The organism is Pseudomonas tehranensis (genome assembly GCF_014268615.1).
Lineage (GTDB): Bacteria > Pseudomonadota > Gammaproteobacteria > Pseudomonadales > Pseudomonadaceae > Aquipseudomonas > Aquipseudomonas tehranensis.
The window spans coordinates 24,676-36,762 of sequence record NZ_JABWQV010000028.1 but is presented as its reverse complement, the minus strand read 5'-3'; the positions used below and the strand labels follow the sequence as shown (position 1 = coordinate 36,762).

Annotated in this window: 13 protein-coding genes and 1 pseudogene; 5 read left to right on the top strand and 9 right to left on the bottom strand. The window is 61.4% G+C overall.

From position 1 onward, the window contains the following. A pseudogene (locus tag HU811_RS08140) lies at positions 1-1,335 on the bottom strand (type IV secretion protein Rhs); the annotation flags it as partial. Between the two features lie 368 nt (positions 1,336-1,703). Between HU811_RS08140 and HU811_RS08135 the strand changes: the two are divergent. After that, entirely contained in the window at positions 1,704-2,378 is a 675-nt protein-coding gene (locus HU811_RS08135) for a histidine phosphatase family protein (RefSeq protein ID WP_092400685.1), read from the top strand. Between the two features lie 24 nt (positions 2,379-2,402). Here the strand turns inward: HU811_RS08135 and mnmH are convergent, their stop codons facing one another. Then, positions 2,403-3,506 carry a tRNA 2-selenouridine(34) synthase MnmH gene (gene mnmH, locus HU811_RS08130; protein ID WP_186655181.1) on the bottom strand — a complete coding sequence of 368 codons (1,104 nt, stop codon included), beginning with the start codon at positions 3,504-3,506 and terminating at the stop codon, positions 2,403-2,405. Then, positions 3,506-4,540 carry a selenide, water dikinase SelD gene (gene selD / locus HU811_RS08125; RefSeq protein WP_186655178.1) on the bottom strand — a complete coding sequence of 345 codons (1,035 nt, stop codon included), beginning with the start codon at positions 4,538-4,540 and terminating at the stop codon, positions 3,506-3,508. The genes mnmH and selD overlap by 1 nt, the downstream gene beginning before the upstream one ends. Before the next feature lie 139 nt (positions 4,541-4,679). On the opposite strand from selD, the gene HU811_RS08120 reads away from it, so the two are divergent. Further along, positions 4,680-4,964 (top strand): hypothetical protein, encoded by a 285-nt coding sequence (locus tag HU811_RS08120; protein ID WP_186655174.1) that lies wholly within the window; start codon positions 4,680-4,682, stop codon positions 4,962-4,964. Between the two features lie 6 nt (positions 4,965-4,970). Here HU811_RS08120 and HU811_RS08115 read toward each other — a convergent pair whose 3' ends face one another. Then, positions 4,971-5,423 carry a DMT family transporter gene (locus tag HU811_RS08115; protein WP_186655171.1) on the bottom strand — a complete coding sequence of 151 codons (453 nt, stop codon included), beginning with the start codon at positions 5,421-5,423 and terminating at the stop codon, positions 4,971-4,973. A 2-nt stretch (positions 5,424-5,425) separates the two neighbouring features. After that, positions 5,426-5,920 carry a DMT family transporter gene (locus HU811_RS08110; RefSeq protein WP_047228444.1) on the bottom strand — a complete coding sequence of 165 codons (495 nt, stop codon included), beginning with the start codon at positions 5,918-5,920 and terminating at the stop codon, positions 5,426-5,428. A gap of 111 nt (positions 5,921-6,031) precedes the next feature. Here HU811_RS08110 and HU811_RS08105 point away from each other — a divergent pair, with 111 nt between their 5' ends. From HU811_RS08105 to HU811_RS08095, 3 genes are all read left to right on the top strand, one after another. Next, entirely contained in the window at positions 6,032-6,964 is a 933-nt protein-coding gene (locus tag HU811_RS08105; protein ID WP_092400674.1) for a LysR family transcriptional regulator, read from the top strand. A gap of 53 nt (positions 6,965-7,017) precedes the next feature. After that, the gene (locus HU811_RS08100; protein ID WP_092400672.1) at positions 7,018-7,803 is read left to right on the top strand and encodes a hypothetical protein; all 786 of its coding nucleotides are present in this window, start codon (positions 7,018-7,020) and stop codon (positions 7,801-7,803) included. Between the two features lie 70 nt (positions 7,804-7,873). Next, positions 7,874-8,461: a DcrB/PsbP domain-containing protein gene (locus tag HU811_RS08095; protein ID WP_186655168.1), complete on the top strand. Its 588-nt coding sequence runs from the start codon at positions 7,874-7,876 to the stop codon at positions 8,459-8,461. A 143-nt stretch (positions 8,462-8,604) separates the two neighbouring features. On the opposite strand, the gene HU811_RS08090 is transcribed toward HU811_RS08095, so the two are convergent. From HU811_RS08090 to HU811_RS08075, 4 genes are all read right to left on the bottom strand, one after another. Next, entirely contained in the window at positions 8,605-9,321 is a 717-nt protein-coding gene (locus tag HU811_RS08090) for an alpha/beta hydrolase (RefSeq protein ID WP_092400668.1), read from the bottom strand. A 64-nt stretch (positions 9,322-9,385) separates the two neighbouring features. Next, a complete protein-coding gene (locus tag HU811_RS08085; RefSeq protein ID WP_186655165.1) occupies positions 9,386-10,498 on the bottom strand; it encodes a M14 family metallopeptidase in 1,113 nt (370 codons plus the stop codon). Positions 10,499-10,602: 104 nt separating this feature from the next. Beyond that, entirely contained in the window at positions 10,603-11,382 is a 780-nt protein-coding gene (locus tag HU811_RS08080; protein WP_092400664.1) for an ABC transporter substrate-binding protein, read from the bottom strand. Positions 11,383-11,569: 187 nt separating this feature from the next. After that, the gene (locus HU811_RS08075; protein WP_186655162.1) at positions 11,570-12,004 is read right to left on the bottom strand and encodes a rhodanese-like domain-containing protein; all 435 of its coding nucleotides are present in this window, start codon (positions 12,002-12,004) and stop codon (positions 11,570-11,572) included. Positions 12,005-12,087 lie beyond the last annotated feature (83 nt).

Here is a 12,087-nt window from a genome sequence, read left to right as displayed (position 1 = left end):
GCTGGTTTGGGTCAGGGCTGCGGTGTCGGCGCTGTCGCCGTTGGGGTTTTTCGATTGAGCCGAGGCGTCGTCGTGGGGTTCGAACTGGCTCAGGCGCGTGGAACCCTGGGACTTTTCCCGCGCCACGGCGGCGGGATTACTGACGGACAATGGTGCAGAGTGTTCAGGAGTGATGTGCAAAGGTCCGACAGGCGTCGGTTTTAAAGGCCCACGCTGGCTGACCACCAACGGTTTGAGCACATCGGCATGCTGATTGAGCCGGTCGGGGGTGAGTTGGCCCAATCTCAGGCTCGACGCCAGCAACCACTCCCGGGCACGCTCCGAGCGGAGCCGGGCCAGCACTTTGCCGCTCATGCGCACGCCCAGGCCCAGCCCCCCGGTCAAACGCATCAGCAGGAAATTGATCAGCACCGAGGCGCGCATCTCGCCCACGACTTCAGCGGCGTACTGGGGTGGCAACATCCGCAGCCAACTGGCGAACGCCGCCATATGCACGAAGAGCAACGGCTCGTCGCTCAACACCATCAACCCTTTGGCGATCGCCTCCGAAGAAGCTTTGAGCAGTTGCTCAAGCTCGACCTGGGTCAAGTACTCCAGCAGTTTTTCACTATTGACCTGCAAGTCCGCCAGCAGCTCGAAGACCTGTTTGACGTCATCCCATAGCTGATGCAGGGCGTTTGTGAAGCCGCGCCAATCGGCTTGCTGCAATACGTCGTAGCGTTCGAGAAACCCGCTGTCGGAAAACTCCGCCCACAGCGGTTGAAATTCATTTTCCCACTCCGCTTTCAGCCAACCTTCGAGTTCGCCGATCACGTCTTGGTAAGAGGCAAAAAGCGCCCGGGTATGGTCCGCCGTCACGTTTGGAAAAAAGCTGATGCGATAACGCTGCCCGCGCCAACACTTGGGGATTTCCAGGATGCCGCTGGGGCCGATCACGTGATGGACCGGCTCGCCGAACGTTTCCTTCCCCGGCTCGCCTGCGATGACCGGTTCCAGCATCACCGGCGTGTCGCCGATCGGGACGAAGCGCGCCGCCTGGAACATGTGCACCAGCGTCAGCGGACCGCCCGTCGGACAAGCGACGACCGTGGCGCTGACGGGTTGATCAAGGTCCTTCGGTGCCGCCAGGGACACTTCGTTGCCGACCTTGAACACCTGCTCGATATCCAGCGCCCAGCCGGCCCAGAAGCTTTCAGCCCAGCTGTCGTAGTCGTTCAGACAAGTGCGGAAATCCGCCAGCACCGCTTCGACATCCGGCTGCTCGGGGTCCATGGCCGCAATCACCAGCGAGCCGATGACGTTGTTCAAAGCCAGGAGTTTGTCGGGGACGAACATGCGGAAATCTCGCGGTACGGAAACGGACGCGAGACTTTGCCGAGGACGGCAGGGAAAATAAGTCAGAGGAGGAGACGGCAGGTGTAAGGCGATTCTTTAAATACGAAACCCAAATGAACGCGTCACGAAACTCGCACGCCCCATTCTTAAATCCGCAACATCCTGTCGCTAACATTCGCCCTACCTCTTGGAAAGAGGCCTTACAGTGCACGGAATCGGTCGGTATCGAACCAAAGGGCGTCAGAAGACTCTGAGCAATGCCCCGAGAAATCGAAGCGGCGTCACGACAAGGAAAACACCTGAAGCCAAAAACTTCGTGGTGCCCGGGTTTGTCAGCCTGATGTGAGAGAGCCGAAGAATATTATTCGATGATGAATCCACTGAATTTCGCCAAACGCTTCAAGCGCCGACCGTGGCTGATGTTGCCTACGCTGCTTGTCGCTTGTGGCCTGGCGCTGTTGCTGGAGTCGAGCGTCAGTCGCGCCCAACCGGCCGACGGCATCCAGACCCTGGTGTTCCTGCGCCACGCCGAGAAACCCGCCGGCGGCCTGGGCCAGCTCAATTGCCAGGGGCTGAATCGCGCCATCGACCTGGCCACCCTGCTACCGGAGAAATTCGGCAAGGCCGACTATGTGTTCGCGGCCAACCCTACCCGCAACGTCGAAGAGGGCGAGCTGGACAATTCCTACAGCTACATCCGCCCACTGATGACCATCAGCCCCAGTGCCATCAAGCTCGGGCTGCCGGTGAACATTGAGTATTCAGCCAATGACACCAGCGACCTGGCGGACGAACTGCTGCACGACAAGTACCACAACTCGACCATCTACACCGCCTGGTCACACGGCTACCTGCCGGAGCTGATCAACGAGGTCGCCAGCGACGCGATGGGCAAGAAGCAGACGATTACCGATGACTGGGAATCGGGGGATTTCGATTCGCTGTACGTGCTGACCCTGACGTGGCACAACGGCAAGGCCAGTCTCACCAGCCAGAACTACAAGCAAGGCCTAGACAACGGGCAGGAAACTTGTCCGACATAGGCTGCTGTGTCTGGAAAGAAGCGATCAGCCTTTGCGGGCCGCTCGCTCACGCAGATATTCCAGCACCGCGCCCTGCTCTCCCGCGAACTCGATCCGCCCGCCCTTCTTCTCGCGCTGGAACACGTACATCGGGTCGTAATACTCACGCAACAGACCTTCGATCCAGCCGCGATGCAAGTCGACGGCGCCGCTGTTCGCCTGCTCGACCAGGGCAGCTTCCATGATTTGGAGCAAACGTCGATGGCGGTCGCCACCCAGGCGTTTATGGATGTTATTGAGGCTTCCCAGCAACCGTTCGCAAAACAGCGAGAACCCTTCATCGCCATGGACTGCGACAAACTCGCCGCACAGGTTGATGACGTAATCACGCAGGATGCGCTCGACCCGTCGCTCCAGGCTGTCCTCAAGCCAGACCATCGGAACCTGTTGCATGCGCTGGTACAAAGGCAGTGGCAAGGCGCAACTGCCGACCATGCGGCTTTCATCTTCCAGCACGAACTGTTCAATACCAGCGGCACGTTTTTTCAGCACATCCACGGCCAGCAGATTCTCGAAATCGATATTGGACGGCTGCCCGGTGGCGCGCTTGCCGAAGCTCGAGCCGCGATGGTTGGCGTAGCCCTCCAGATCCAGACTGTTGCCCAGTTGCGTCAGCACTTCTGTCTTGCCGGTGCCGGTCATGCCGCCCAGCAACACCAGGTCGCATTGGGCAACCGCTTGCTCGACGGTGTCGAGCAAGAATGTACGCATGGCCTTGTAGCCACCGCCGACCCTGGGATAGTCAATGCCCGCCTCGTCCTTGAGCCACTGCTGGACAATCTGTGACCGCAAGCCCCCCCTGAAACAATACAACACACCGTCAGGATGGGCCGTTGCGAACTCGGCCCAGGCCTGGATGCGTTGTGCCTTGGTATTGCCGGACACCAATTGATGCCCCAGGACAATGGCCGCCTGCTGGCCCTGCTGCTTGTAGCAAGTGCCGATCCGTTGCCGTTCGATGTCGGTCATCAACGGCAGATTGACCACGCCTGGGAATGCGCCCTTGAGAAATTCGACGGGCGCACGGGTGTCCATCATCGGTCGGTCATTGAGAAAAATGTCGCGGTAATCGGTGATGTCATTGGTCATCAAGACACCTCGACCGCACAGGTCTGTCGCTCGACCAGTTCACCGATCGGTTCCAGTGCAAGCCCCAGTTGCGCGGCAACCGCCAGAAACGCTTCGTTGCCCTCGGGCGTGACAGCGATCAGCAGCCCACCGCTGGTCTGCGGGTCGCACAACACTCGCTTGTGCAGCTCCTGCAGGCGCCCGACCTTGCTGGCGTAGCTGTCGTAGTTGCGCAACGTACCGCCCGGTACGCAGCCCTGGTCAAGGTAATACTCGACGCCCGGCAGACGCGGCACCGCGTCGTAGCGGATACGCGCCGTCACCTGGCTGCCATCGGCCATTTCCACCAGATGCCCGAGCAGGCCGAAACCGGTGACGTCGGTCATCGCCGCCACGCCGTCGAGCTTGCCGAAGTGGCTGCCCGGTTTGTTGAGGGTGCACATCCAGTCGCGGGCCAGGCCCACATCGGCGGCGCGCAGCTTGCCTTTCTTTTCTGCGGTGGTGAGGATTCCGATGCCCAAAGGCTTGGTCAGGTACAGGCGGCAACCGGCAGTGGCGGTGTCGTTGCGCTTCATATGACGCTTTTGCACCAGGCCCGTGACCGCCAGGCCGAAAATCGGCTCCGGGGCATCGATCGAATGGCCGCCCGCCAGGGGAATGCCAGCCTCGTCACACACGGAACGACCGCCGCGAATCACTTCACGAGCGATTTCCGGGGCCAATACGTTGACCGGCCAGCCGAGAATCGCAATCGCCATCAACGGATCACCGCCCATGGCGTAGATGTCGCTGATGGCATTGGTGGCGGCGATGCGACCGAAATCAAAAGGATCGTCGACAATCGGCATGAAGAAGTCGGTGGTGGAAACCACCCCGCGCTCCTCGTCGATGGCGTATACCGCGGCGTCGTCCCGGGAGGCATTGCCAACCCACAACTTGGGGTCAAGGTTCTGCGCACCGCTGCCGGCCAGGATCACTTCCAGCACCTGTGGCGAAATCTTGCAGCCGCAACCGGCGCCGTGGCTGTACTGGGTCAGGCGAATCGGCTCGCTCATGGGCATACCTCTCGTAAGTCAAGGTGGGCGATTCTAGCAGCAACGCCGCCGGTTCTGTGCCGACGCGAACCCATTGAATTTTCCCCCAGCAGAGGAATCACTAGAAGACCCGCCGAGCGCTCATCTCAGGAGACCGCCGATGTCCCTCGCCCCTACTGCCGACGACAGCACCGACCTTAAATATGGCCTCGACACGCTGTTTGGCCGCCAAACCAAAAGCGCCGATTGCCGCTACGAAGTCCAACGCCTGGATGACGGTGAACCGGTGTGGTTCGCCCTGCACGTACAGCCGCCACTGCCGGATGATCTGGAAAAAGCCGAGGTCGTGGTCTTCAGCACCGAAGGCCGGCACATTGGCGGTATTGTCCGGCTTGCCAAGCGCTTGGACGATGGCAGTCTGCGACTGGAAGTCGAGCCCGACTGACCGTTCTCAGGCCTGCCGCGCACTGCTGCGATACATGAACACCAGCGCCAGTGCCAGGCAGGCCATTGCCAGCACCCGGCTCTCGGACAACGCCATAGCGGGGTTGCCCAACCAGCCGAAATTGTCGATCAGCATGCCCATGGCCAACTGCCCGAGGATCACCGCCACGGTCGCCACGGCGGTGCCGACCCTTGGCACCGCGCCGACCATGACCATCATGTACACCACGCCAAACAAGGCACCGCCAAGTTGCCATTTCGGCACGTCCAGCAAGCTGACGGCGTGAGCGGGTTCAAAAAACACGATCAGTAACCCGGTGACCACCGTGCCCACCACGAAGGTCAGCAGACTGCTGCGCAGCACACCAACCGTCTGGCCCAGGCGACCGTTGATGGCCGCCTGCACGCTCAACACCGCACCGGCAACAACGACCAGCAGCAATAGCAAAAACAGATTCATGTTCAACCTCGGGCAATCAGGACAAGGGCTACGACGATCAGCGCCAAGGCGAGCCAGCGCTCGCCGTTGACCCGTTTGCGGGTTGCACCGAACCAGCCGAAATGGTCGATCAGCACGCTTTTGCCCACTTGCCCGGAAAGGATTGCGACCATGGTCATGGCGATGCCAATGTGGGGCGTGGCAAGCGTCAGCACCACCACGTAGATCGGTCCCAGGAAACCGCCGATCAATTGCCAGCGCGGCAACTCATTCAGAGCCGGGCCTTGTTGCGGACCACTGAGCAGCAACAGCAGAAACAGAATCGCAGAACCGACGCCGAATATGCTCAGGGTTGCCCAGAGATGCCCCACTTGAACCCCCAGAGGCCCCAGTAGACCTGCCTCGACCGACAGGCCCATGCCGGCCAGAATCACCAGGGGCAGCAACAGCCAGCGCAAAAGCGCTCGTGGTTTGGAGGCAGCCGCCGGGGCGGCGGCGTTGAGTGAAGACGCTTGCATGATCAGAACCTGTGAGAAGAACAATGAGCGGGATTATCGGCTGGCGCAGCTGTGCGATAAATGCGAGCATCCCGACAACACTTTTGCGTAACTCGCACAGCGGAGCCGGTCATGCACGGTCTCAACGAACTTGGCTTCAAGGCCCTGCGATTGTTTGTCGCCGTGCTCGACCACGGCAGCTTCTCGGCGGTGGCCCGGCGCGAAGGCTTGGCGCCGTCGTCGATTTCCCGGCAAATCCAGTTGATGGAACAGGCCCTCAACCAGCAGTTGCTGTATCGACACACCCGCGCCGTTTCGCCCACCGAGGCGGGCCGCCTGCTGGGCCATCATGCACGCCTGTTGCTGGTGCAACTGGAAGAAGCCGAACAGGCGCTGCAGGAACAACACAGTGAGCCGGCCGGACTGGTGCGGATCAATGCCCCGGTGGTGTTCGGCCAGCGCCATCTGACGCCGTGGCTGGGGTCATTGTGTGAGCGCTACCCGAAGCTGCAACTGGACATCCAGCAAACCGACAGCTACGTCGACCCACTGCAAGAAGGCGCTGACCTGCTGTTTCGCATCGGCCCACTGCACGATTCAGGCATGCAGGCGCGAATCGTCGCCCCCCACCGCTTTCAGATCGCCGCCAGCCCCGCTTACCTGGCACGTTGCGGCACGCCGCTCAAACCTCAGGATCTGGCAAACCATCAGTGTCTGGCTTACAAGGGCGTGGCCGGCCAGCAGCGCTGGTTTTTCCGCCGTCCGGGTCAGGCCTGGACGCCCTACAGCGTCAAAGGGCCGATCACCGGCAACCACGCCGACACCCTGACCCAGGCAGCCGAACAAGGCCTGGGGCTGGTGATGTTTCCGTCGTGGCTGATCGGCGAAGCCGTGCGCAACGGCACCCTGGTGCCGGTATTGCGCGACTACGAAGCCTCCAACAGCCTTGAGCCCCAGCAGATCGCCATTCTCTGGCCGGGCAGCCGACGTCTGTCGGTAAAAGTGCGTACCGTGATCGACTTTTTTCTGCAGTGCTTTGGCGACGTGCCCTACTGGGATCGCTGAAACTGGAAGGTCGGTGCTAACGTGTCGGCCCGACGCCTGACAAGGACAACCCCGTGCTGCTGCTCAAATTATTGGTGATTCCCGCTTTCCTGCTGCTGATTTCCCTGGCCGGCAGGCGCTGGGGGCCGAGCGTGGCCGGTTGGCTGTCGGGGTTGCCGGTGGTGGTGGGTCCAATTCTGTTGTTCCTGGCCCTGGAACAGGGCGAGGCGTTTGCCGCTCAGTCGGCGACAGCGGCGCTGTCGGCCATGTTCGCAATGATTGCATTTTGCGTGGTGTACGCCCGGGTCGCCCAACATCGTGACTGGCCGTGGGCGCTGGGTATCGCGTTGGGCGTCTGGGCACTGGTGGCGATGGTGCTGTCCTGGTTGCCGGCCTCACTTCCGCTGTCGAGCGTGATTGCCATTGTTGCGTTGCTGGCCGCGCCTTATCTGTTCCCGGCGGTTCGACCGGTGATGACCGGTCCGGCGCCCAAATCCGACAAACTGCTGCTACGCATGGTCGCCGGCGCGCTGTTGACCCTGGCGGTGACGCTGCTGGCCAGCACCGTGGGTGAACGCTGGAGCGGACTCTTGGCGGTGTTCCCGGTGCTGGGCAGCGTCATGGCGGTGTTCTCCCAGCAAACCCGGGGCGCGGCCTTCACCGCCGCGTTGCTGCGGGCCACGGCCACCGGTATGTATTGCTTCACCGCGTTCTGCCTGACCCTGGCCCTCACCCTGCCGTTTCTCGGCATGCCGGCCTTTGTCGTGAGTGTCGCGGTGTCGGTGGTCATGCTGCTGGTGACCCGCCGCTTGCTGGTGCGCGCCTCTGCTCCACGCACAAATGATGTGGCGCACTCGTGACCGGCGCTGGAGCCGGTTGGACGCCCATGGGATGATCGCGCTCAAGCATACCCCCCTGTGGAGCGTTTCAATGTCATTGGTAAGTAAACAAGCCGCTGCCCTGGTGCTGACGGCCATCGCCAGTCTGGTGATGATGCCTGCTTATGCCGCCCAGCCCAAAACCGGCGGCGCAGCCTCGGTACAAAAGGTTTCCCTGCTGGGAGGCAAGTTCAACTTCACCCTGCCCAAGGGGTTCACTGCGACGCCGCTTCCGGCCGGCGACGCCGCCCAGGGCACGGCTGGGGCGAAGGGGACGATGTACAGCAATGCCACGAGTAAAACCGTGGTGATCATGGCTGAAAACACCATCATCGATGGCACGAATGTGAAGGACGACGACAGCACATTCCTCGACGCCACCATGGCCGACTTCGCCGTTCAGAAAACCAAGGCCCTGCCGGACGCCAAGATCCTGAGCGAGAAAAGCCTGACCCAAAAAGGCACCGGCCTGGGTCTGCGCCAACTCGATACCAAGGCGACCCAAGGCGGTGGGCCGACCCTCGATAGCACCTTACTGGGCGCCTCCGGCACGCGCATGGCAGTGGTACAGATCATTTCCCGGGCCAGCGACAAGGCCGGGCATGAGGCGCTGGTGAAGCAGATCGTCGCGGGTCAGTGACTTGATGGACCGGGTGGTTTTCATCGCGAGCAGGCTCGCTCCCACATTTTTCCGAGCGGTGCTCAAATGCTGGATTGCCACCGGTCCTGTGGAAGCGAGCCTGCTCGCGATGGCGGTGGCACACTCAGGATCCCTGTCACTGATCAGGGATTAAGCCGCTCCAGCCAGGCCCGCAGATCCCGCACCTGCATGGCACTGACGCTGTGGCCAACGCCCGGATAGGCATGGAATTCGGGTTCCAGAGCCAGGGTCTTGAGAAAGCTGTCTGCCTCGGTGCCGTCATGGTACGGGATCACCGAATCCGCCGTACCATGACCGATGAACACCGCCAGCGTCCGGCGCGACTCGTCGGGGGTCAGCTCGGCCCGCAGCACTGACAGCACCCGCCCGCCCAACGCGGCAATGCCGCCGACGGCCTCGGGATGGCGCAGGGCGACCTCGTAACTCATCATCGCGCCCTGGCTGAAACCGACCAGGTAGACGTTGCTCGCGTCGGTGGGGTACTTGACCCGAGCCTTCTCGATGAAATCCAACAGCATCTGGCCGCTGGCCCTCAGGTCCGCCGTATCACCGTCGTAGGCGCCCTCGCCCTTCTTGGCAAACCATTGATACTGGCCCCGCTCCACGGTCTTGGGCGCGCGTACCGATAGGTAGTTGTAGTCACTGGGCAGTTCATCCTTGAGGTCGAACAGGTCTTGTTCGCTGCCGCCGGAGCCATGCAGGAAAATCACCAGCGGCCGGTTTCTGGCCTGCTCATCGGCGTGGGCCAGGTAATTGAGGGGTAAATCGGTGTGCAGCGCAGGCTGAGCCTGCACACCGCAAGACACGACCAACAGCAACAGGGCGAGCGCTTTGAACATCAGTCTTCCTCCATCATTCGAGTGCCGCACGGCAACGAGCGTGCGCTGAGGTAGACAGCAGTTATCAGTCGTTGATCAATTTCCCCGCGCGAATCGGCTCTCGCCCGGCAACTTTCGCCTGCCAGATGCCAGGCTGGGTATAGCGCCCACGATCCAGGGCAAACAACACGCCGCTGGTGCCGGCCCGTACAGTGGTGACCCGATCGCTCAACGGATCGACCACTTCGAACAACGGATCGCCCTGCTCCACCCACTCACCGGCCTCGCGCAGGAAGCTCACCACTCCATGATGCGGCGCGAACAGGTATTCAGTGCCTTCGAACGGAAAACCTTCACAACATTGCGCTGGCACGGGCGGCCAGTCACCCCCGATGAACCCCTGCTCGGCCAGGAACCCGAGAATGGCTTCGCAGTTGGCCTGGGCCTGAGCCACCCGGGTGTCGCCCATGCTGCCCAGTTCCAGCGTGGTCGCCAGGTTGGCCGGCGGGATCGCGGCCTCGGGGAAGGTCTTGGCCAGACGCAACCAGGGCGAGGAACAGGACTCGTCGAACGAACTGCCGCCAGAGTCTTCGCACAGCAACGCCACGCCCGCCTTCAACCGCGCGGCCAGGGAGCGCCACTGCGGCCAGTGTTGCGGCAAGGCGTACAAGTGAATCGCCGCCTCGAAGTCGCAATGCAGGTCCAGGGTGACATCGGCGTCGCAGGCATGGCGCAGCAGCAGGCGATGCAGGGCCTCGAGTTGTGAGGGCGGCGCCGGCAGATCATCCAGCACCTGAACCATGGTCTGGCGGATCAGCGTGATATTGGCAGCCGGGTCGTCGCCCAGGCGATCACCGATGCGTTGTGCCACCGGCGCGCTGAGTTCCACGAAAGACCGATTGAAGTTCTTGCCGCTGCCCAGTTCGAAACGTCCCAGGTGAGCGCTCTGCAGATGCTGGTCCAGGCCGATGGGGTTGGCCACGGGCACCAGTTCGATCACGCCGTTGAGCAAGCCTTGGGTCTCAAGCTCGTTGAGTCGTTGTTTCAGCTCCCATGCCGTGCGCATGCCGGGCAACTCATCGGCGTGCAGGCTGGCCTGGATATACGCCTTGCGTGGACCGTGGCCGTAACGAAACACACTGAGCCGGCGCTCGGTGCCCAGGTGGCTCCATGGCAGGGTATGGTCGATGCGTTGCATGAGGAACTCCCAATAACGGTATTTCGACGGGCGCCGGGGTAAAACACTCGCCCATGAAAAAGGTGGCCGACCGGGTCAACGGCGGGCCACCTTGGTTTCAGCGATTAATGCCCGTAGACATCAAAAGCGAAGTACTTGTCCTGCACTTTCTTGTACGTGCCGTTGGCGCGGATCTGCGTGATGGCGTCGTTGAATTTCTCGGCCAGGGCCTTATCGCCCTTACGCACGGCAATGCCAGCACCGCCACCGAAGTATTTGGCATCTTCATAGGTCGGGCCCACGAAAGCAAAACCTTTGCCGGCGTCCGTTTTCAGGAAGCCGTCGTCGAGGTTGACCGAGTCGGCGAGCATGGCGTCGAGACGACCGGCGACCATGTCCAGGTTGGCTTCCTGCTGGGAACTGTAGCGAACCAGGTTGATGCCCGCCGGCACCAGCACCTCGGTGGCGAAACGGTCGTGGGTACTGGCGCGCAGCACACCGACTTTCTTGCCCTTGAGTTCGGTCAGCGGATCCTTGACGTCGCTGCCTTCCTTCATCACGAAACGCGCCGGAGTGTGGTAGTACTTGATGGTGAAGTCGACGTTCTTCTTACGGTCATCGGTGATGGTCATGGACGACAGGATCGCGTCGATTTTCTTCACTTTCAGCGCCGGAATCAGGCCGTCAAATTCCTGCTCGACCCAGGTGCACTTGACCTTCATCTGTTCACACAGCGCGTCGCCGATATCAACATCGAAACCCGTCAGCTTGCCGTCGGGGGTTTTCATCGAGAAAGGTGGGTAACCGGCTTCGATTCCGAGGCGGATCGGCTTGGCGTCTTCGGCCACGGCCGAAAAGGACAACACGGACAGTGCCAGGGCACCAAACATTGTTAGCTTGTTCATTTTTGCTCCTGAGTGCGCAGGGTTTTTATTAGCAGGTTATCGGCAGATTCTTAGGCAGCGTTCGGTCATTAAAAACCGAAGTGGCCGGCAGTCTAGAGGGGCACTCAGGAGGCGAATTGTGTTGAGGCGACAAATATTTATAGAAACAACCAGGTCACAGGGATTGCACCCTGCTTCCTGGAAAGGATCAGCAATCGCAGCCGACAGCCGTGTCCGTCACGCGCTCCACCGCACCGTTCAGGCGAAAGCCCTCATCGAGCCAGCCCATTACACCGCCAATCATTTCCTTGACCGGATAGCCCAGGGTCGCCAGACGCACTGCCGCCTTGTTCGCACCGTTGCAATGCGGGCCCGCGCAATAAACTACAAACAGCGAAGTTTTGGGATAAGCCGCCAGCGCCTGGGCGGTCAGCGAGCGGGTTGGCAAATTGATCGCCCCGGGCACATGCCCGCGCTCAAAAGCCAGTGGCCCGCGCACGTCCACCAGCACAAAATCGACTTCTCCCGCCTGTTGGCTGGCGTGAACGTCGGAGCAATCGGTTTCGAACGTCAGACGCCGGCTGAAATGTTGCAGAGCAACGTCGGACGGGGCGGCAGGCACTTGGCGAACCAGGCTGGTCATGAGGGTGTACTCCACAGACAAATGAGGGGGTGAGCAGACTTTATCCCGCCGATACTTACCGCTACAGTGGCGCACAAGACACT

Coding starts and splice junctions, on each gene's coding strand:
- HU811_RS08135 (WP_092400685.1), top strand. CDS start 1,704: ATGATGAATCCACTGAATTTCGCCAAACGCTTCAAGCGCCGACCGTGG.
- mnmH (WP_186655181.1), bottom strand. CDS start 3,506: ATGACCAATGACATCACCGATTACCGCGACATTTTTCTCAATGACCGA.
- selD (WP_186655178.1), bottom strand. CDS start 4,540: ATGAGCGAGCCGATTCGCCTGACCCAGTACAGCCACGGCGCCGGTTGC.
- HU811_RS08120 (WP_186655174.1), top strand. CDS start 4,680: ATGTCCCTCGCCCCTACTGCCGACGACAGCACCGACCTTAAATATGGC.
- HU811_RS08115 (WP_186655171.1), bottom strand. CDS start 5,423: ATGAATCTGTTTTTGCTATTGCTGCTGGTCGTTGTTGCCGGTGCGGTG.
- HU811_RS08110 (WP_047228444.1), bottom strand. CDS start 5,920: ATGCAAGCGTCTTCACTCAACGCCGCCGCCCCGGCGGCTGCCTCCAAA.
- HU811_RS08105 (WP_092400674.1), top strand. CDS start 6,032: ATGCACGGTCTCAACGAACTTGGCTTCAAGGCCCTGCGATTGTTTGTC.
- HU811_RS08095 (WP_186655168.1), top strand. CDS start 7,874: ATGTCATTGGTAAGTAAACAAGCCGCTGCCCTGGTGCTGACGGCCATC.
- HU811_RS08090 (WP_092400668.1), bottom strand. CDS start 9,321: ATGTTCAAAGCGCTCGCCCTGTTGCTGTTGGTCGTGTCTTGCGGTGTG.
- HU811_RS08085 (WP_186655165.1), bottom strand. CDS start 10,498: ATGCAACGCATCGACCATACCCTGCCATGGAGCCACCTGGGCACCGAG.
- HU811_RS08080 (WP_092400664.1), bottom strand. CDS start 11,382: ATGAACAAGCTAACAATGTTTGGTGCCCTGGCACTGTCCGTGTTGTCC.
- HU811_RS08075 (WP_186655162.1), bottom strand. CDS start 12,004: ATGACCAGCCTGGTTCGCCAAGTGCCTGCCGCCCCGTCCGACGTTGCT.